Source organism: Klebsiella sp. CSG-1, from assembly GCF_056521145.1.
The window spans coordinates 1-20,000 of the sequence record NZ_JBWNLD010000013.1; the positions used below are offsets into that span (position 1 = coordinate 1).

The window sequence follows — 20,000 nt, forward strand, 5'->3', positions numbered from 1 at the left end:
CAGATGCAAAGCGATCAGGCGCTCAGCAGCAATCTATCTGTTTGTTCATACAACATAAAAGCCTGCTGTGGCCACCACCTCACCATATTTCACTTTATCCTCGTTCATGCTTTAGCGTTAATCCCGAAAACCACACGACGAAAAAAAATGTGAGTTTAATCACATATAAATAAATAACAATTATATAACATTTAGTTTACTAATTGATTTGTCTCAGTGACGTGGCACGCCCGACAAGACAGATTGCAGTCTTTGCTGGAGCAGGATGACAATGGCAGAAAGCAGTATGAATGAACGGGGAGCGCTGGAACAAAGCGATACCCGCCGCCGCATATGGGCGATTGTAGGTGCATCTTCGGGGAATCTGGTTGAATGGTTTGATTTTTATGTCTATTCATTCTGCTCTCTCTATTTTGCCCATATCTTTTTTCCTTCCGGAAACACCACCACTCAGCTATTACAAACCGCCGGTGTGTTTGCCGCGGGTTTCCTGATGCGCCCGATTGGCGGATGGTTGTTTGGTCGTATTGCTGACCGCCGCGGACGCAAAGCCTCTATGCTCATTTCCGTATGCATGATGTGCATGGGCTCGCTGGTGATTGCCTGCCTGCCCGGCTATGCGACGATTGGCACATGGGCGCCGGCATTATTACTTCTGGCGCGCCTGTTTCAGGGGATATCCGTCGGGGGAGAGTACGGTACCAGTGCAACCTACATGAGTGAGGTCGCCGTAGAGGGCAAGAAAGGCTTCTATGCCTCATTCCAGTACGTGACCCTCATCGGTGGTCAGCTTCTGGCGGTGCTTGTGGTGGTGGCCCTACAGCAAATTCTAAGCGATGCGCAGCTGCATGCCTGGGGATGGCGGATACCGTTTGCGCTTGGGGCGGTACTTGCTGTTGTGGCCCTGTGGTTACGCCGCCAGCTGGATGAAACATCTAAGCAGGAGACGCGGGCATTAAAAGAGGCTGGCTCCTTCAAAGGATTATGGCGCAATCGTAAAGCATTTCTGATGGTCCTGGGTTTCACCGCCGCCGGGTCGTTAAGCTTTTACACCTTCACGACCTATATGCAGAAATACCTGGTCAATACGGCGGGCATGAGCGCCGGTACAGCCAGTGTGATTATGACTGCGGCACTGTTTGTCTATATGCTGGCCCAACCGTTATTTGGCGCGCTATCAGACAAAATAGGTCGCCGGACATCAATGCTCTGCTTTGGCTCATTAGCGACGCTCTTTACCGTGCCGATCTTGAGTGCGCTGCAGGGCGTAACCTCACCCTATGCCGCATTTGGATTGGTTATCTGTGCGTTGATGATCGTGAGTTTCTATACCTCGATCAGCGGTATTCTGAAGGCGGAGATGTTCCCGGCTCAGGTACGCGCTTTAGGCGTTGGCTTGTCGTATGCCGTGGCAAATGCGCTGTTTGGCGGCTCGGCGGAATACGTCGCGCTGTCGCTAAAATCGGTCGGAGTTGAACATGTCTTTTACTGGTACGTCACCGTGATGAGTGCGATTGCGTTTCTGGTATCTCTGATGCTGCATCGTAAGGGCAAGGGATTACGACTTTAGGTCTACTGGTGCGCCAGCTGCCACACGGCATAACCTGTCGTGGCGCCGGCCACATCCCACGCGAAATCCTTCCAGCTCCAGCCGCTTCCTGCCGGGCGGCTGTCCCAGAGTTCTTTCGAAGCCCCCAGACTGACGGAAAACATCAGGCCAATGGCCGCGCTTCGGTCGCGACTGTAGCCCTGATGCTGGGCGTATTCGTTACCGGCCGCTGAGAGCATCGCCGAGGCCAGAAAATGCTGGGCCTTATCCTGGCCACTCCATGAATCATGCGCCATATGGCTACAGCCGGTGAGCAGCAACGGGGCAATAATGATGAAAGTACGCATACACATTCCAGAAAAAAGCCCCGGCGATGCGGGGCAGATATTCAGAGAATACGGCTGATCAAGCGGTCGATACGGATACGCCTCAGGCGGCGAATCAGTTTGCGTACCTTGACCGGGTAATCCGCAATGCTTTGCAGATCGCGATAGTGTTTAACGACCGTCGTGTGCTGACGAATCAGATGTAGCTCTTTTTCACGCATCGCGCCGAGCTGATGCTGCGGATCGTGAATCAGAATCGCATTTTCCAGGTCCAGGCGCCAGGCGCGCGGATTGAGGTTATTACCGGTGAGCAGCATCCACTCATCATCAACCCACATTCCCTTAAGGTGATAGCTGTTGTCGTCATCTTTCCACAGACGAACGATCAGCTGGTCAGTATTAACATAATACTGCAGTCGGCTGAGGAAGCGGCGGAGGTTGATTTCATACAGATAGGGGAGGGCGCCGATAATCTTAAACGGCTGATCTTCAGGAATATAGAAGTCATTCGCTGTTTTATCGCCAACGATAATCTCTACCTGCTTCCCGCTACGCAGTAGCTGAATAATGTTACGCACCAGAAGAGCCGGAAGGTTGAAATAGGGCGTACAAATCGTCAGCTTACGCTCAGCGCAGGGCATAAGATGGAAGATGGTTTTATTCAGCAGGCTCGATTTGCCCAGACCGACCAGCGGCGTGACCGACAGCCGATCGTCATCCGCATTGCCAGAGAAATGGTAGCCGCTGTCACGCAGTTCCTGGCGATACTGGCGGATATCATTTTTGATTTCCGGGCTTTTCGGGCGAGCGGCGCTGTCGAGACGGTTTACACCGCGGCCTTCAACCAGATTGTGCTCGACCCAATCGAACATCACATCAGCCATTTTGCCATTGCGAATACACTGATAGCGGTCGTAACGATACTTATCATGCTGATGCAGATAGACATCGTTCAGGCTTGCGCCGCTGTACAGAACGCAATCATCGATAATAAAACCTTTGAAGTGCAGCACGCCGAGGGCTTCCCGGGTATTGACCGGCACGCCATAAACCGGGACATCGACGCCGGGGTTTTCCTGCGCCATGCGACAGTACCAGTCGGCATTCGTGTTAGCTGCCGCTGCGCCAATGCGTCCACGCTGGGCGCGATGCCAGTCAACCAGTACGCGAACATCTAGCTCCGGACGCTGACGCTTGGCATCGTAAAGTGCCTGCAGAATTCCTTTGCCGCCATCATCCTGCTCCAGATAGAGCGCAACAATACAAATACGCTGGGTGGCGTGGGCTATCTTTGCCAGTAACGCTTGCCGAAAATCCGCAGGAGCGTAAAAGAACTCGATATCATCAACTGACTGAGAAAGCTTAGGGAGTTGGGCAAGGTGTTGTTGATGTTTATTACGCTTAAATTTTGACAACATCACAGTGCGTTTCTTCTCTGTTTATTGAAGGGTCTTCTGTACCATGCAGACGACGTAAGCGGGCAATAATAACATTACTGTTCGCGAATGTGGTCAACAATTGCGGTCGCCAGTTTATGATTGTTGTGGTACCAGTTGCAGGGACAAACTCACAATCCCGTCCTCCAGCTGAATATCAACCGCGAACCCCAGCTTCCTGGCAAGGCCGATCATGCCTCTGTTATTGGGCATGGTGATGCCATTTAACCGCTGCAGACCGTGGCTTTGGGTGTAGGCAATCAGCTTTTCCAGCAGCCGCCGGCCTAAACCTAACCCTTTCAGATCGGATCGAACCAGTACGGCAAATTCGGCATCAATATTGTCCGGATCGGAGATAGCTCGCGTTACGCCAAGGATCTCATTGCCCTCGGCGCTTGTGCGCACGGCAACAAACGCCATTTCTCGATCGTAGTCGATCTGCGTCATATTGGCTAAGTCATCATGAGTAAATTCATTGATTTCGCTGAAATAACGATAGTACAGATCTTCTTTCGTTACCTGACCGATAAAGGCCTGAAGCAGCGGCTCATCTTCCGGCAGGATCGGGCGGAACAGACAGCGCTCGCCATTTTTCATCACCACCCACTCTTCCTGCTGCTGCGGATAAGGACGTATTGCCAGCCGGCTTTCGCTGTCGCCGCTAAACGGGGCAAGGGCCAGCGTGACGTCAAGCGCGGTGAACTCGTTACCCGAAGCGAGCAGTGGGTGAATATCCAGCCGCTGGATCTCCGGACAATCGACGATGAGATTTGATACCTGGACCAGAAGTTGGCTCAGGCCAGAGACATCCAGCGGGCGCAGCGCGCTGCGGCCACGGATCTTCTTACTTTTGATCGCCTGGATAACCAGGTAACGAGCCAGGTTCATATTTAACGGTGGAAGGGCGACGGCGGCCTGATCTTCCGCGCGCCATTCGACGCCACCTTCACCCAGCATAATCAGCGGACCGAACAGCGGATCGTGCTCAACGACGACCCTCAGCTCCTGCGCGCCGGCGCGGTTGGCCATGCTTTGTACCAGCAGACCGTGAATCCGTGCCCGGGGCCAGGCCATTTTCACGCGGTCGAAAATAGCATCCGCAGCCTGTTGCACTTCGGTGGCGGTACGCAAATAGAGCATCACGCCCTGAACTTCCGATTTGTGCGGAATATCCGGTGAACGCAGTTTCAGAGCCACCGGATAGCCAATTTGTTCGGCGATATGCACCGCTTCGGCGCTGTCGGCGGCAATCCATGTCGGTAAGGTGTGGATCCCGTAAGCGTGCAATACCGGACTTACTTCATGGGTGTCTAACGAACTGGCGCCTTCGCGAATCGCTTGTTGCAACAACATATGGGCTTCTGCGGTATTGGCGGTCACCGTATCCGACAGAACCGGCGTCTCCCGGAGCTGTTTTTGGTTACGTCGGTACTCCACCATGTGCATAAAAGCGGTAATGGTTCCTTCCGGCGTGCGGTAGGTTGGCAAGCCTGCATCGCTGAACAGGCGGCGGGCTTCCTGAGAAGAGTATTCGCCACACCAGTTCGTCAGTACCGTGACATATTTACCGCGCGGATGGTTTTTCAGCGCGTCGATCAGGGCGAGGGCGCTTTCGGTTCCCGGTGCGGCGGCGCTGGGGGAATGAATCACCAGCAGGGCGTCGTAATCCTGGCTATCCAGCAGAACGTTCAGCGCCTTGAGATAGTGTTCGCTGCTGGCATCGTCACGGAGATCCAGCGGGTTAGCGATGCCGATACCGCCCGGCAGCGCCTGGCGTAGTTTTTCACAGGTCTCTTCGCTGAGAGTGGCAAGCTTGCCGTTTCGTAGCCACAGTTCGTCCAGCGCCAGCGCCGCAGGGGCGGCACCGTTGCTGATGATCATCAGTTTCTCACCGCGTAGTGGGCGCATATGGCTGAGGGTTTCAACCGCAGAGAACAGCTCATGAGTATCCTGCACGCGCAGTAAGCCCGCCCGTTGAATCGCGGCGTCCCAGGCCGGATCCATACCCGAATTGACATGGAGCAGCTTTTGCGCGGCGGGACTGCGGCCGCTTTTGATCACCAGGATCGGCTTATTACGCGATGCACTGCGCGCCGCGGACACGAAGCGTCGGGCGTCGCTCAGATGCTCAAGGTAGAGCAGAATGGCGCTGGTTTTACTGTCGCGGGCAAGGAAGTCGAGGAGGTCGTCGACATCAATGTCCAGGCTATCCCCAAGCGCAATAAAGTACGAGAAGCCCATCTCGCGCTGCTGCGCCCAGTCAAGAATGGTATTTGAAACCGCTGCAGACTGGGAGATAAACGCCAGCTTGCCGCGATGAATCGGTACCGGCGAAAAGCTGGCATTCAGTCCCTGCCAGGGGGCAAGCAGGCCCAGACTGTTGGGGCCAAGCAGGCGCATTTGATAGCGTGCGGCGCATTCGAGTAGTACGGGATATTGTTCCGGCGGGGCGGAGAGAATAATGCAGGTCTTGCACCCCTTTTGCCCCAGCGCATCCAGCAGCTCGGGGTTTCGCCGGGCGTTGGTACAGAGCACGGCCAGATCCGGGGTGAATGGCAGGCTATCGATAGTCGGCCAGGCCAGCACGCCCAGAACGGCTTTCCAGGCCGGGGTGACGGGCAGGACCGGGCCGTTGAACCCCCCGGCCAGCAGGTTACGCATCATCAGATAACCGGCGCGCTGTGGTTTCATTGATGCGCCAATAACGGCGATCGACTTCGGCCGCAGCAGTGCTTCCAGGCCTCGTTGGCTCATACCGGTCTCCTTTGATCCCCAGTGACCGAATGATTTTAAACGCTTTCTGCCATTTGTGCTGTGATGCTGCCCTTATGCTGCGTTTTTCCCGCCAGATAGCGGGTGCGGAACAGGCTAAAGTGGTCCCCGAGCGCGCGCGCGGCCATGCGGTCTTCTGCAAGGTCGAGCAGCGCAATGGCGACTTCGGCGGTGCAGTACTGCCCCTGCGCATGGGCTTCTCTCAGGTGATAGGCGGAGATGCGTGACAGATCGACGGAGATAACCGGAAGCGCATCCAGATACGGGCTTTTGCGGAACATTTTGCGCGCTTCCGTCCAGGTTCCATCGAGCATGATAAATAGCGGTGGTTTCCCCGCCGGTGGGATGCTCAGCACCAGGCGTTCCGCACCTGCATACGAGGCCGGGAAGACCACCATGGGCTGGTAATCCGGGTTGGCGACCAGATCGAGTAACGCCTGCGGCGGCTCGGTTCGCGACCATTGAAAGGCTTCGGTGTCCGGTAAGATATCCGCGATTAGCCGACCGGTATTGCTGGGCTTCATCGGCTCGGTATCAAACATCACCAGGCAGAAACGGCTGGTGGCCTGCGCAGGCGTCAGGGTCGCGCACAGGCACTGCTTCAGCGGTAACAGACAGCGTTGGCAGCGATGGACTCGGTTACCACGCGCGAGAAAAGGCCGGGTCGCGCGAGCGAGGCGTTCGGCACGAAGGCGAAGGACGGCGTTATCAATCATAAAGGGTCGCTAAGAAAAAACGCCATTGTCGCAGAGGTGAAAAAGGGGCACAAGCTGTGCCCCGGTAGGTTTACTGCGCGTTGGCCTCATTGAGCCAGCTGTCGAACGGTGCTTTTGGTACCGCGCCGTTAAGCATGTCGATGACTTCGCCTTTTTTAAACATCATAATGGTTGGAATGCTGCGGATGCGGAAACGCGCGCTCAGCTCGCGTTCTGCTTCGGTGTTCACTTTTACGAAGCGCATCTTGCCGCTGCGTTCTTCTGCGACGTCTTCAAAGATCGGCGCAAAATTACGACAAGGACCGCACCATGGCGCCCAGAAATCGACAACAACGGGCAGATCGTCCTTCAGTAGTTTATCCAGCGTTGCCCCGGTCGCGTTGATGACGTCGCCGTCAAAAAGATCGTGGCCGCAGCGTCCGCATTTAGCGCCATCGGCACTACGATCGTCGGGGATGCGGTTCAGAGCCTGACAACTGGCACAAACGGTATTCATAACTAACCTCTGGTTATGGGTTGCAGCGTGGCACGTGGCCGATTTGTTTCTTTAATGTTACATATTATCGATTAGCAGCTATTAAACAACAATGCGTTTTGTTCGATGAATACGATAGACCCTATCTTTTAAACGAAATCATGGCGCAGCGGTGACACATCGGGTAATCTTCGCGCTTCGCGCAGCGCAGGTGGAGAAAATTGATGAGCGACGAACTGAAAAATAAAAGCGGCAAGGTCAAAGTGATGTATGTCCGCAGTGATGATGATTCTGACAGACGCACCCATAACCCGCGTACCGGGAAAGGGGGAGGGCGCCCAGGAAAATCTCGTGTTGACGGCCGTAGCCGCCCTGCCCGCGACGAACGTAACAGCCGCGGTGATGACCGCAAACGTGACGATCGTAAACGCGATGATTTCGATCGTGATAGCTCTTCTCCGTGGCGTACCGTCTCGCGTGCACCAAACGATGATGCGGCGGTGAAGCCGGATCACGGCGGGATCAGCGGTAAAAGCTTTATCGATCCGGAAGTATTACGTCGTCAGCGCGCGGAAGAGACCCGCGTTTACGGTGAGAATGCTTGTCAGGCGCTGTTCCAGAGCCGTCCGGAAGCGATTGTTCGCGCCTGGTTTGTCCAGAGCGTCACCCCACGTTTCAAAGAAGCGCTGCGCTGGATGGCGGCGAACCGCAAAGCCTATCACGTGGTTGATGAAGCTGAGCTGGCAAAAGCCTCCGGCACTGAACACCACGGCGGCGTTTGCTTCCTGATTAAGAAACGTAACGGTACCTCGGTGGCTCAGTGGGTCGCCAAAGCCGATGCCGAAGATTGCGTTCTGGCACTGGAAGATGTCGGTAACCCGCACAACCTCGGCGCGATCATGCGTAGCTGTGCGCATTTTGGTGTGAAGGGTGTAGTGGTGCAGGATGCTGGCATGCTGGAATCTGGCGCGGCAATCCGTACCGCAGAGGGTGGTGCAGAACACGTCGAACCGATCACCGGCGACAGCTTTATCGACACTCTGGAGCAGTTCCGCAAAGCGGGCTACGCCATTGTTTCGACCTCCAGCCACAACGGTACGCCGTTGCATAAGGCTGAGCTGCCGAAGAAAATGGTGTTGGCATTAGGTCAGGAGCGTGATGGCCTGTCTGATGCGGCGATCTCCAGTGCCGATCTTAACGTTGCCATTGAAGGTACCGGCAATGTAGAAAGCCTGAACGTCTCCGTGGCGACCGGCGTATTGCTGGCCGAGTGGTGGCGTCAGAACAAGGCCTGATGGCCGGGTTCAGCTGAAAAAATGCCAGCGCTACGCTGGCATTTTTGTTGCTGCGAAAGGCGAAGGCTAGGCATCCCCGGCCGGTAATACCGGCATCCAGTCAATGGGAGACTCGCCGCGCTCGGCCAGCCACTGATTAGTCTGGACGAAGTGATTACTACCAAAGAAGCCGCGATGGGCAGAAAGCGGCGAAGGATGCGGTGCTTTCAGCACGCAATGACGTTGCCTGTCGATAATCGCCCCTTTTTTCTGGGCATGGGCGCCCCACAGTAAAAACACCACCCCTTCCCGATGTTCGTTGATCAATGAAATGACCTTATCGGTAAAGGTTTCCCAGCCAAGGCTGGCATGCGAATGGGCCTGACCCGCCCGCACCGTCAGGACCGTATTGAGCAGCAGCACCCCCTGTCGCGCCCAGCTCTCCAGGTAACCGTGCGTCGGACGGCTGAATCCCGGGATCGTCCCTTCCAGTTCTTTATACATATTTAACAGCGATGGCGGCGTCTGAACCCCCGGAAGCACGGAGAAGGCCAGGCCGTGGGCCTGTCCGGGGCCGTGATAAGGATCTTGCCCAAGAATAACCACTTTGACATCGCCAAGTTCGGTATAACGAAAGGCATTGAAGACATCTTTTTGCGGCGGATAAATCGTCATGCCCGACTGGCGCTCTTCGGCGACAGTTTTGAGGGTATTCACAAAATAGGGCTGCTGCTTCTCTTCCGCCAGCACGTCGTGCCAGGTCAATGGGGTGGTCATCTTGCTCTCCTGCAAAGTGTCATCGCTATAGCTTAACTGCTTCTTTCTGCATAACAAAATCCACGGTGTCTGACTGACGTTTTGTATGCAAAAAAAATTGAAAATTTACAAAAATATTTTGCATTGGCTCTGGCGTAACTTGATGTAAAACAATAATATCCTCCTATACCCATTTTTATTACGTGGTTTTTATTGATTTAAGTCAATGAATGCCGGTTGTTTGGCTGATATACATACACTCAGACAACAATGGTTTTACCAATTGGCCGGGAACGGGCCAAGAAAACGAATAAATATTGCCTAAGGGAGGCATCAAATGATTACTGGTATCCAAATTACTAAAGCTGCAAACGACGACCTGCTGAACTCTTTCTGGCTGCTGGACAGCGAAAAAGGCGAAGCCCGCTGCCTGTGTGCCAAAGGGGGTTTTGCTGAAGATGACGTGGTTGCGGTCAATAAACTGGGTGAAATCGAATACCGCGAAATTCCGCTCGATGTGAAACCGGAAGTCCGCGTAGAAGGTGGTCAGCACCTGAACGTTAACGTGCTGCGTCGCGAAACGCTGCTGGATGCGGTTGAACATCCGGAAAAATACCCGCAGCTGACTATTCGTGTCTCCGGCTACGCGGTGCGCTTTAACTCCCTGACACCAGAACAGCAGCGCGACGTTATCGCCCGTACCTTTACTGAAAGCCTGTAAGTCGACGCTTAAATATAAAAACGCCGGGATATCCCGGCGTTTTTTTTGTTACTGCTGATTTTCACCCGCGCTACCGCTTGGTTTACGGCGCTTGCCAATATTTTTGGCATCGCGGTGACGTTTCTTCACTCGCGGTTTCTCTTTATCTTTCTCTTTTTTCTGCTCGGCGCGTTTAGCCAGTACCTTTTTGGACGGCTTACCGGTCAGCTTCTCGCTCGGTGCACGGGTTGTCGGGCGCAGTTCATCAATAACGCGCGCTTTGAGCGGCTCGTCGATATAGCGGCCAATTTTACCCAACAGCAGATGGTCATGGGCTTCAACCAGAGAAATGGCAACGCCTTTTTTCCCCGCGCGGCCGGTGCGTCCGATACGATGCAGATAGGTATCAGCCGTGCGCGGCATGTCGAAGTTGAAAACATGGCTAACGTCCGGAATATCTATCCCGCGGGCAGCGACGTCGGTGGCAATCAGCACATTCATACGGCCGTCGGTCATACGTTTGATTGCTTCGTTACGTTTTGCCTGCACCATTTCGCCTTCCAGCCAGCAGGTATTGATTCCCGCTTCGCGCAGCCAGGATGCCAGTTCATGAACGCGCTCGCGCTTACGCACAAAGACGATAGAGCGGGTCGCATCCGGCTGTTTCAGCAGGTTAACCAGTAGCGCGGTTTTATGCTTAATGTCATCGGCGCGATAGTACCACTGGTGAATTTTCTTACGTTCGCGCGTGGAGGGACTGGCGGAAACTTCAACGGGCTCTTCCAGCAGGCGCTCGGCAAAGTCTTTAATCGCATCGCCTTCGAGGGTCGCGGAAAACAGCATGGTCTGCTTACGCCAGCGGGTTTCACCGGCAATGTGCTCGATATCCTGAGCGAAGCCCATGTCCAGCATACGGTCCGCTTCATCGAGGATCAGCGTTTCGACCGCCCGGCAGTCGAAGTTTTCTTCTTTAATATATTGCAGCAGTCGGCCGGTGGTGGCGACCACAATATCCTGGTTCTCGCTGAAGACTTCCGCGTGGTTCATGTATGCGACGCCGCCGGTGATGGTGGCAATGTCCAGATGCGTGTGTGCGGCCAGCTCACGGGCATGGTCGGCAACCTGCATCGCCAGCTCACGGGTCGGCGTCAGGATAAGAATACGCGGCGGCCCCGACTTCTTACGCGGGAAATCAAGCAGGTGCTGCAACGCTGGCAGCAGATACGCCGCTGTTTTACCGGTACCTGTCGGGGCTGAACCGAGAATATCACGGCCATCAAGCGCAGGCGGAATAGCGGCGGCCTGAATGGCTGTCGGGCGTGTGAAACCTTTTTCCTGGAGGGCTTCCAGAAGGTTTTCGTCGAGTTCAAGTTCGGAAAAAGTCGTTACAGTCATGATCTACCTCTGAGTGGACCGACGATTATAGACGTTACGGGCGTAATGTTCATCTGTTTGTAAGGCTATCTGTTCTCCGGTATTGTGCATAGCTTCAGTCTCAGGAGTTTTTGTTCGCAAGGTTATTCAGGATGTCTCAGTCGAAGTTTGCGCTGCCGCGCAATGGTTTTACGTTTAAACAGTTCTTTGTTGCCCACGACCGCTGTGCGATGAAAGTGGGCACCGACGGCATTCTGCTTGGCGCGTGGGCGCCGATTGCGCAAGTAAAACACGTGCTGGATATCGGGAGCGGTAGCGGTTTGCTGGCTTTAATGCTGGCTCAGAGAACCGACGATCGGGTCATGCTGGATGCGGTAGAACTCGATGAAGAGGCCGCGGCGCAGGCGCGCGAAAACGTGGCAACCTCCCCGTGGGGGGCGCGGATCCAGGTGCATCTGGGGGATATTCAACGGTGGCAACCTGCGCAAACCCGACGTTATGAACTGATTGTCAGCAACCCGCCTTTTTTTGCAGAAGGTGTGCCCTGCGCAACATCGCAGCGCGAACAGGCGCGATATACGACGACGCTCGATCACGTCACGCTCTTAACCTGCGCCGCAGAGTTGATTACCGAAGAGGGCTTTTTCTGCGTGGTGTTACCGGTGGATATTGGCAATACGTTTGTTCAACGTGCCCAAACCATGGGCTGGCATCTGCGTTTACGCACCGATGTCGCGGAGACGGAAATGCGCCCGCCGCACCGCGTACTGCTGGCTTTCTCGCCGACCGAGGGGGAGTGTTTCAGCGATCGGCTGATTGTCCGTGGGCCTGAGCAGCAATACTCCGAAGGGTTTACTGCCCTGACCCAGGATTTTTACCTCTTTATGTGAGCCAGAGGTGACAGAATTGACGGGCCGCTATCCGCAAGTTGTTCCGGATAATCCAGGGTATAGTGTAGCCCGCGGCTCTCTTTACGTTGCATGGCGCAGCGCACGATCAGTTCGGCCACCTGTACCAGATTGCGCAACTCCAGCAAATTGTTCGACACGCGGAAGCGGGCGTAATATTCGTCGAGCTCCTGCTGCAACATGGTGATTCGTCGTAGCGCACGCTCCAGCCGACGGGTGGTGCGGACAATCCCCACATAGTCCCACATCAACAGTCTCAACTCGTGCCAGTTATGTTGAATCACCACCAGTTCATCGGGGATCTCAACCTGACTTTCATCCCAGGACGGCAGGCCGTTAACCGGTTGGGCCAGCGGCATGCGCTGGAGAATATCCTCGGCGGCGGACCAGCCGTAGACCAGGCATTCGAGCAGCGAATTTGACGCCATGCGGTTAGCCCCGTGCAGCCCGGTATAGCTCACTTCGCCAATTGCATACAGCCCGTCAACATCGGTACGTCCGTTGTCATCAACCATTACGCCGCCGCAGGTATAGTGGGCGGCGGGGACAATCGGTACAGGCTCTTTTGTCAAATCGATACCCAGGCCGAGCAGTTTTTCGTAGATCATCGGGAAATGCTGACGGATAAAGGCTTCAGGCTTATGGCTGATGTCGAGATACATACAATCGACGCCGAGGCGTTTCATCTCATGGTCAATCGCACGGGCGACGATATCTCGTGGGGCCAGCTCGCCACGTTCGTCAAAATCGGGCATAAACCGGGTACCGTCCGGACGTTTCAGGTATGCGCCTTCGCCGCGTAATGCTTCGGTTAACAGGAAATTGCGCGCCTGTGGATGGTACAAGGCGGTGGGGTGAAACTGGTTGAATTCGAGGTTGGCCACGCGACAGCCGGCGCGCCAGGCCATAGCAATACCATCGCCGGAGGAGACATCCGGATTGGTGGTGTACTGATAGACTTTCGCCGCCCCGCCGGTGGCCAGCACCACGGATTTCGCGCTGCAGGTCTCAACCTTTTCTTTATTCCGGTTCCAGATCCAGGCGCCAACCACACGCCGTGTCCCCGGCAGGCCGATTTTATCGGAAATGATCAAATCGACGGCGTTACTCCGCTCCAGAATACGAATATTCGGGTGCGCAAGCGCCTTGCCAACCAGCGTCGTTTCCACCGCTTTACCGGTGGCATCGGCAGCGTGGAGGATACGGCGATGGCTATGGCCGCCTTCACGGGTCAGGTGGTAGCTCTGTTCGCCGTTGGCCTGGGTCTGAGTATCAAACAGCACACCCTGGTCGATAAGCCATTGCACGCAAGGTCTGGCGTTGCTGGCGACGAAAGAGACAGCATGGCGATCGCACAGGCCGGCCCCGGCGATGAGCGTATCTTCAACGTGAGATTCCACGCTGTCGGTTTCATCAAAAACGGCGGCAATACCGCCCTGCGCGTAGAGCGTTGAACCTTCGCTGACGGGGCCTTTGCTCAGTACGGCGACGGAGCTGTGCTCCGCCAGACGTAGCGCAAGGGATAAACCGGCAGCGCCGCTGCCGATAATCAGCACATCACAGGAGAAGTCAGGAGTCGTATTCATTGTCTTTGTTTAATTTACTAAACACATTTTTGCCACAATAGCACCAGGCCGTGATAAATCGTACATTTTTTTTACTGGTCGTTGTGGAAACTAAACATAAGCGGCTGGGACGGAGCAGGGTAAACGAAAGAAAATATTTGCGAAGCAGATCGTTAGCTTCAGATTTTATAGTGAAATAAAAGCGATGTTACGTTACCCTTCTGGCGGACCTTACGCTTTTTCTTCATCATCTTACCTGGCGTTGAGTTGCGGGACATATAATGAGAGATAACAAATCGTCCGCCGTTGCCAGACAAAAATCAAAGGCGTAACGGAACTTTATTGTTTTCAGACACTCCAATCGTCTGCTTGCTCATATTGCAGTGATTGGGTAGTGCTTTGAAGACGCATGGGAATTGGGTTTGGGGAGACATTACCTCGGATGAGCGAGCAGTTAACGGATCAGGTCCTCGTCGAACGGGTCCAGAAAGGAGATCAGAAAGCGTTTAACTTGCTGGTGGTGCGCTATCAGCATAAGGTCGCGAGCCTGGTCTCCCGCTATGTGCCACCGGGCGATATTCCTGACGTTGTTCAGGAATCGTTCGTAAAAGCATGGCGCGCGCTGGAGTCCTTCCGGGGGGATAGTGCTTTTTATACCTGGTTATATCGCATCGCCGTAAATACGGCGAAGAATTATCTGGTAGCTCAGGGACGCCGCCCACCGTCCAGCGATGTTGACGCCAATGAGGCAGAAAACTTCGAAAGTGGTGGGGCGCTGAAAGAAATTTCGAACCCTGAGAACTTAATGTTGTCAGAAGAACTGAGACAAATAGTTTTTCGTACCATTGAATCACTCCCGGAAGATTTACGCATGGCAATCACGTTGCGGGAGCTGGATGGCCTGAGCTATGAAGAGATAGCCGCTATCATGGATTGCCCGGTAGGAACGGTACGTTCACGCATTTTCCGGGCACGAGAAGCTATTGATAATAAAGTTCAACCGCTTATCAGGCGTTGACGATAGCGGAATACTGAAAAGGGTATCAGGCATGCAGAAAGAAAAACTTTCGGCCTTAATGGATGGTGAAACGCTGGATAACGAGCTGCTCAATGAGCTGAGCCGTTCTTCTGAAATGCAAAAGACCTGGGAGAGCTACCATCTCATCCGTGATTCGCTGCGAGGCGATACCGCTGAGATGCTCCATTTTGATATCTCAGCCCGCGTCATGGCCGCCATTGAGAACGAGCCCGTTCGTCAGGCGGTGCCGCTTATTCCTGAATCTCAGCCAGCACCACATCAGTGGCGTCAGATGCCTTTCTGGCAGAAAGTCCGCCCGTGGGCCAGTTCTCTGACTCAGATGGGGGTTGCGGCGTGCGTTTCGCTTGCGGTTATCGTCGGCGTCCAGCAGTATAATGGGCATAGCGAATCAGCTCAGCAGCCCGAAGCGCCTGTCTTCAACACCATGCCGATGATGGGTAAAGCCAGCCCGGTAAGTCTTGGCGTTCCGGCTGATGCTTCCGCAGGAAGCGGCCAGCAGGCTCAGGTGCAAGAACAGCGCCGCCGTATTAATGCTATGCTGCAGGACTATGAATTGCAGCGTCGCCTGCACGCAGAACAGCTGCAGTTTGGTCAGGCCCAGACTCAGCAAGCCGCTGTTCAGGTGCCAGGCTATCAAACTTTAGGAACGCAATCGCAGTAATGAAGCAACTTTGGTGTGCCATGTCGCTCATGGCAGGCAGCCTGTTCTTCTCTGTCAACGCCTCGGCTGATACATCGTCCGGGGCGTTGTTGCAGCAAATGAACCTGGCCAGCCAGTCCCTCAATTATGAGCTGTCTTTCGTCAGCATCAACAAACAGGGCGTTGAGTCGCTGCGTTATCGTCACGCGCGGCTGAACAATCAACCTCTTGCCCAGCTTTTACAACTCGATGGCCCACGCCGGGAAGTTGTACTGCGCGGTAATGAAATCAGCTATTTTGAACCGGGGCTCGATCCGTTCACGCTGAACGGCGACTATATCGTCGATTCGTTACCCTCGCTGGCCTACACCGATTTTAAGCGACTGGCTGCCTACTACGATTTTATCTCCGTTGGGCGAACCCGTATTGCCGACAGACTTTGCGAAGTGATTCGCGTCGTCGCGCGGGACGGTACGCGCTATAGCTATATCGTCTGGCTGGATGCGGAAACCAAACTGCCCATGCGCGTCGATTTGCTTGACCGCGACGGGGAAACGCTGGAGCAGTTCCGGGTCGTATCCTTTAACGTTGGCGATAAGGTCAGCAGCAGCATGGAGACATTAGCGAAAGCCAGTCTGCCTCCTCAGCTGTCGGTGCCGGAAGGGGGCGATAAAGCCAACTTTAACTGGGCGCCGGCCTGGCTACCGCAGGGCGTTTCCGAAGTCTCCAGCAGTCAGCGCCGTCTGCCGACCTTTGATGGTCCGGTTGAATCCCGCCTGTATTCTGATGGGCTGTTTAGCTTCTCGATTAACGTGAATCGCGCCTCGGCAAACAGCAGCGATCAGCTGTTGCGTACCGGGCGTCGTACCGTGAGCACGACGGTACGGGATAACGCCGAGATAACCGTGGTTGGCGAACTGCCGCCGCAAACGGCTAAACGCATCTCCGACAGCATCAAATTCAGGGCTGTGCAATGATTAAAGAGTGGGCCACGGTCGTCTCCTGGCATAACGGTATGGCGCAAGTGCACTGTGACGTGAAAGCCTCGTGCAGCAGCTGCGCCTCGCGCGCTGGCTGCGGCAGTCGGGTGCTGAACAAGCTGGGGCCGCAAACCAGCCACACGATCAGCGTTCCCAGCGAACAGCCGCTGTCCGCCGGGCAAAAAGTCGAGCTGGGGATTGCTGAAAGCAGCCTGCTGGGCTCGGCGGTTTTAGTTTATATGGCGCCGCTGGTTGGACTGTTTGTTATGGCGTCTGTTTTTCAGGTCTTGTTTGCCAATGATTTCGCTTCGCTGTGCGGTGCGCTACTCGGCGGCGTCGGCGGATTTCTGGTGGCGCGCGGGCTTTCGCCCGGATTAGCCGCTCGCCAGTCGTGGCAGCCCGTTATTATTAGCGTTGGCCTGCCGCCAGATTTGGTGCGTGTAGAGACACCCTCTTCAGAACCAGGCCAGTGATTCCACTGGCCTTTATTTTTGATTTATTACCCCCGCCTGAACACATCATTTGCTACGGTTATGCTGCTGGTAAGAGCATTTCCTGGTTTCGCGGATGTAGTGTAGAATGCGGCGTTTTCGGATTAAAAAACGTCAGGCACAGAACAGCGGCCTCATGATACGCGTAAGGCATAATTAACTCTAAATATGAAGAATATACGTAACTTTTCAATCATCGCTCATATCGACCACGGTAAATCGACGTTGTCTGACCGTATCATCCAGATTTGCGGTGGCCTTTCCGATCGTGAAATGGAAGCCCAGGTACTGGACTCCATGGATCTTGAACGCGAGCGTGGCATCACCATTAAGGCGCAAAGCGTCACCCTGGATTACAAGGCGACCAACGGCGAAACTTACCAGCTGAACTTCATCGATACCCCGGGGCACGTCGACTTCTCGTATGAGGTGTCACGTTCGCTCGCCGCATGTGAAGGTGCGCTGCTGGTGGTCGATGCGGGTCAGGGGGTAGAAGCTCAGACGCTGGCCAACTGCTATACCGCCATGGAAATGGATCTGGAAGTGGTGCCGGTGCTCAACAAAATCGACCTGCCAGCTGCCGATCCGGAGCGCGTAGCCGATGAAATCGAAGACATCGTTGGTATCGATGCGGCCGATGCGGTGCGCTGCTCGGCGAAAACCGGCGTCGGCGTTCCCGATGTTCTGGAACGTCTGGTGCGTGATATCCCGCCGCCGGAAGGTGATGCGGATGCCCCGCTGCAGGCGCTGATCATCGACTCCTGGTTCGATAACTATCTTGGCGTGGTTTCGCTGGTGCGTATCAAAAACGGCACGATGCGCAAAGGCGACAAAATTAAAGTGATGAGCACCGGTCAGGTCTATAACGCCGATCGACTGGGGATCTTTACGCCAAAACAGGTTGACCGTACTGAGCTGAAATGCGGCGAGGTAGGCTGGCTGGTGTGCGCCATTAAAGATATCCTCGGCGCGCCGGTTGGGGATACCCTGACGACATCACGTAACCCGGCGGACAAGGCCCTGCCAGGCTTTAAGAAAGTGAAACCGCAGGTGTATGCCGGTCTGTTCCCGGTGAGCTCCGATGATTATGAAGCCTTCCGTGATGCGCTCGGTAAACTGAGTCTGAACGATGCGTCTCTGTTCTATGAGCCGGAAAGTTCCACGGCGCTGGGCTTCGGCTTCCGCTGTGGCTTCCTCGGCCTGCTGCACATGGAAATCATCCAGGAGCGTCTGGAACGCGAATACGACCTGGATCTGATTACCACCGCGCCGACGGTTGTCTACGAAGTGGAAACTACGTCGAAAGAAGTCATCTATGTCGATAGCCCGTCCAAGCTGCCGCCGCTGAATAACATTCAGGAGCTGCGTGAGCCGATCGCGGAATGCCACATGCTGCTGCCGCAGGAGTTCCTGGGCAACGTCATCACGCTGTGTATTGAGAAGCGTGGCGTGCAGACCAACATGGTTTATCACGGTAAACAAGTTGCGCTGACCTATGAAATTCCGATGGCGGAAGTGGTGCTCGATTTCTTTGACCGCCTGAAGTCCACCTCCCGTGGCTACGCGTCGCTGGATTACAACTTCAAACGCTTCCAGGCATCCAACATGGTGCGCGTGGACGTGCTGATCAACGGCGAGCGTGTAGATGCGCTGGCGCTGATCACCCACAACGATAATGCGCCGTACCGCGGTCGTGAGCTGGTGGAGAAGATGAAAGAGCTGATCCCACGCCAGCAGTTCGATATCGCGATTCAGGCGGCTATCGGCAACCACATTATTGCCCGTTCCACCGTCAAACAGCTGCGTAAAAACGTCCTGGCGAAATGCTACGGCGGTGACGTCAGCCGTAAGAAAAAGCTGCTGCAGAAGCAGAAAGACGGTAAGAAACGTATGAAGCAAGTGGGTAACGTTGAGCTGCCGCAGGAAGCGTTCCTCGCCATTCTGCACGTCGGTAAAGACGGAAAATAATTTAAGGAGTTGGCATGGCGAACATGTTTGCCCTGATCCTGGTGATTGCAACCCTGGTGACGGGGCTTTTGTGGTGCCTGGATAAATTCATCTTTGCACCAAAACGTCGTGAACGTCAGGCCGCTGCTCAGGCAGCGACCGGTGATAGCCTCGACAAGCAAACGTTGAAGAAAGTCGGTCCGAAACCGGGCTGGCTGGAAACGGGAGCCTCGGTATTTCCGGTGCTGGCGATCGTCCTGGTGGTACGCTCATTTATTTATGAGCCGTTTCAAATCCCGTCAGGTTCGATGATGCCAACCCTGCTGATTGGCGATTTTATTCTGGTTGAGAAGTTTGCCTACGGCATCAAAGATCCGATCTACCAGAAAACGCTGATCGAAACCGGCCATCCGAAACGCGGCGATATCGTGGTGTTTAAATACCCGGAAGATCCGCGTCTGGATTACATTAAGCGGGCTGTTGGCTTACCGGGCGATAAGATCACCTACGATCCGGTAGCAAAACAGGTCACTATCCAGCCGGGCTGCAGTTCCGGTCAGGCATGCGGCAACGCACTGCCGGTAACTTACTCCAACGTTGAGCCCAGCGATTTCGTCCAGACCTTCTCTCGTCAGAACGGCGGGGAAGCGACCAGCGGCTTCTGGCAGTTGCCGAAAGGCGAAAGCAAGGCTGACGGTATTCGTCTGACCGAGCGCAAAGAGACGCTGGGTGAGGTGACTCACCGCATTCTGACCGTGCCGATTGCTCAGGATCAGGTTGGCATGTATTACCGCCAGTCCGGCCTGCCGCTGGCCACCTGGATCGTGCCGCCGGGTCATTACTTCATGATGGGCGACAACCGCGATAACAGCGCCGACAGCCGTTACTGGGGCTTTGTGCCAGAGGCCAACCTGGTGGGTAAAGCCACGGCCATCTGGATGAGCTTCGAAAAACAAGAAGGTGAATGGCCGACCGGCGTGCGTTTATCGCGTATTGGTAGCATTCAGTAATTTCCCTGCCTAATTCACGCTGCCGCTGCAATATTGGCAGCG

18 protein-coding genes are annotated in these 20,000 nt (G+C 54.9%); 10 read left to right on the forward strand and 8 right to left on the reverse strand.

Features of this window, described 5'->3' with window-relative positions; all coding sequences use genetic code 11:
• Nucleotides 1–271 precede the first annotated feature (271 nt).
• Complete coding sequence (locus AC007G_RS23880; RefSeq protein WP_032695568.1) at nt 272–1,570, forward strand: MFS transporter; 1,299 nt, start codon at nt 272–274, stop codon at nt 1,568–1,570.
• 2 nt (nt 1,571–1,572) lie between these two features.
• On the opposite strand, the gene AC007G_RS23885 is transcribed toward AC007G_RS23880, so the two are convergent.
• The 5 genes from AC007G_RS23885 to trxC form a co-directional block, all read right to left on the reverse strand.
• A complete protein-coding gene (locus AC007G_RS23885) occupies nt 1,573–1,896 on the reverse strand; it encodes a YfiM family lipoprotein (RefSeq protein ID WP_032686456.1) in 324 nt (107 codons plus the stop codon).
• 41 nt (nt 1,897–1,937) lie between these two features.
• Nucleotides 1,938–3,293, reverse strand: a complete 1,356-nt coding sequence (pssA, locus tag AC007G_RS23890) for a CDP-diacylglycerol--serine O-phosphatidyltransferase (protein ID WP_032686457.1) — start codon at nt 3,291–3,293, stop codon at nt 1,938–1,940.
• A 114-nt stretch (nt 3,294–3,407) separates the two neighbouring features.
• Nucleotides 3,408–6,065 carry a bifunctional acetate--CoA ligase family protein/GNAT family N-acetyltransferase gene (locus AC007G_RS23895; RefSeq protein ID WP_142630882.1) on the reverse strand — a complete coding sequence of 886 codons (2,658 nt, stop codon included), beginning with the start codon at nt 6,063–6,065 and terminating at the stop codon, nt 3,408–3,410.
• 35 nt (nt 6,066–6,100) lie between these two features.
• Nucleotides 6,101–6,799, reverse strand: coding sequence for a tRNA-uridine aminocarboxypropyltransferase (gene tapT / locus AC007G_RS23900; RefSeq protein WP_142630883.1), 699 nt, complete (start codon nt 6,797–6,799; stop codon nt 6,101–6,103).
• A gap of 70 nt (nt 6,800–6,869) precedes the next feature.
• Nucleotides 6,870–7,295, reverse strand: coding sequence for a thioredoxin TrxC (gene trxC / locus AC007G_RS23905; RefSeq protein WP_032686460.1), 426 nt, complete (start codon nt 7,293–7,295; stop codon nt 6,870–6,872).
• A gap of 203 nt (nt 7,296–7,498) precedes the next feature.
• On the opposite strand from trxC, the gene AC007G_RS23910 reads away from it, so the two are divergent.
• A complete protein-coding gene (locus tag AC007G_RS23910) occupies nt 7,499–8,569 on the forward strand; it encodes a tRNA/rRNA methyltransferase (RefSeq protein WP_032686461.1) in 1,071 nt (356 codons plus the stop codon).
• A 66-nt stretch (nt 8,570–8,635) separates the two neighbouring features.
• On the opposite strand, the gene ung is transcribed toward AC007G_RS23910, so the two are convergent.
• Nucleotides 8,636–9,325, reverse strand: a complete 690-nt coding sequence (ung, locus tag AC007G_RS23915; protein WP_032686462.1) for a uracil-DNA glycosylase — start codon at nt 9,323–9,325, stop codon at nt 8,636–8,638.
• Nucleotides 9,326–9,641: 316 nt separating this feature from the next.
• Here ung and grcA point away from each other — a divergent pair, with 316 nt between their 5' ends.
• Nucleotides 9,642–10,025, forward strand: coding sequence for an autonomous glycyl radical cofactor GrcA (gene grcA, locus AC007G_RS23920; protein WP_004866471.1), 384 nt, complete (start codon nt 9,642–9,644; stop codon nt 10,023–10,025).
• Between the two features lie 48 nt (nt 10,026–10,073).
• On the opposite strand, the gene srmB is transcribed toward grcA, so the two are convergent.
• Nucleotides 10,074–11,399, reverse strand: coding sequence for an ATP-dependent RNA helicase SrmB (gene srmB / locus AC007G_RS23925; protein WP_004866469.1), 1,326 nt, complete (start codon nt 11,397–11,399; stop codon nt 10,074–10,076).
• A 131-nt stretch (nt 11,400–11,530) separates the two neighbouring features.
• Between srmB and trmN the strand changes: the two genes are divergently transcribed.
• Nucleotides 11,531–12,268, forward strand: coding sequence for a tRNA(1)(Val) (adenine(37)-N(6))-methyltransferase TrmN (trmN, locus tag AC007G_RS23930; RefSeq protein ID WP_142630884.1), 738 nt, complete (start codon nt 11,531–11,533; stop codon nt 12,266–12,268).
• On the opposite strand, the gene nadB is transcribed toward trmN, so the two are convergent.
• Nucleotides 12,253–13,872, reverse strand: a complete 1,620-nt coding sequence (nadB, locus tag AC007G_RS23935; RefSeq protein ID WP_128319762.1) for an L-aspartate oxidase — start codon at nt 13,870–13,872, stop codon at nt 12,253–12,255. The two genes, trmN and nadB, sit on opposite strands and share 16 nt — an antisense overlap.
• A gap of 421 nt (nt 13,873–14,293) precedes the next feature.
• Between nadB and rpoE the strand changes: the two genes are divergently transcribed.
• The 6 genes from rpoE to lepB all read left to right on the forward strand — a co-directional run bounded on the left by rpoE (nt 14,294) and on the right by lepB (nt 19,958).
• Nucleotides 14,294–14,869: an RNA polymerase sigma factor RpoE gene (rpoE, locus tag AC007G_RS23940; protein ID WP_004866461.1), complete on the forward strand. Its 576-nt coding sequence runs from the start codon at nt 14,294–14,296 to the stop codon at nt 14,867–14,869.
• 31 nt (nt 14,870–14,900) lie between these two features.
• Complete coding sequence (rseA, locus tag AC007G_RS23945; RefSeq protein WP_004866460.1) at nt 14,901–15,551, forward strand: anti-sigma-E factor RseA; 651 nt, start codon at nt 14,901–14,903, stop codon at nt 15,549–15,551.
• Nucleotides 15,551–16,507: a sigma-E factor regulatory protein RseB gene (rseB, locus tag AC007G_RS23950; RefSeq protein ID WP_032686465.1), complete on the forward strand. Its 957-nt coding sequence runs from the start codon at nt 15,551–15,553 to the stop codon at nt 16,505–16,507. The genes rseA and rseB overlap by 1 nt, the downstream gene beginning before the upstream one ends.
• The gene (gene rseC / locus AC007G_RS23955) at nt 16,504–16,983 is read left to right on the forward strand and encodes a SoxR-reducing system protein RseC (protein WP_032686466.1); all 480 of its coding nucleotides are present in this window, start codon (nt 16,504–16,506) and stop codon (nt 16,981–16,983) included. The genes rseB and rseC overlap by 4 nt, the downstream gene beginning before the upstream one ends.
• A 186-nt stretch (nt 16,984–17,169) precedes the next feature.
• Entirely contained in the window at nt 17,170–18,969 is a 1,800-nt protein-coding gene (lepA, locus tag AC007G_RS23960) for a translation elongation factor 4 (protein WP_004866454.1), read from the forward strand.
• Between the two features lie 14 nt (nt 18,970–18,983).
• The gene (lepB, locus tag AC007G_RS23965; protein WP_032686467.1) at nt 18,984–19,958 is read left to right on the forward strand and encodes a signal peptidase I; all 975 of its coding nucleotides are present in this window, start codon (nt 18,984–18,986) and stop codon (nt 19,956–19,958) included.
• Nucleotides 19,959–20,000: the final 42 nt, after the last annotated feature.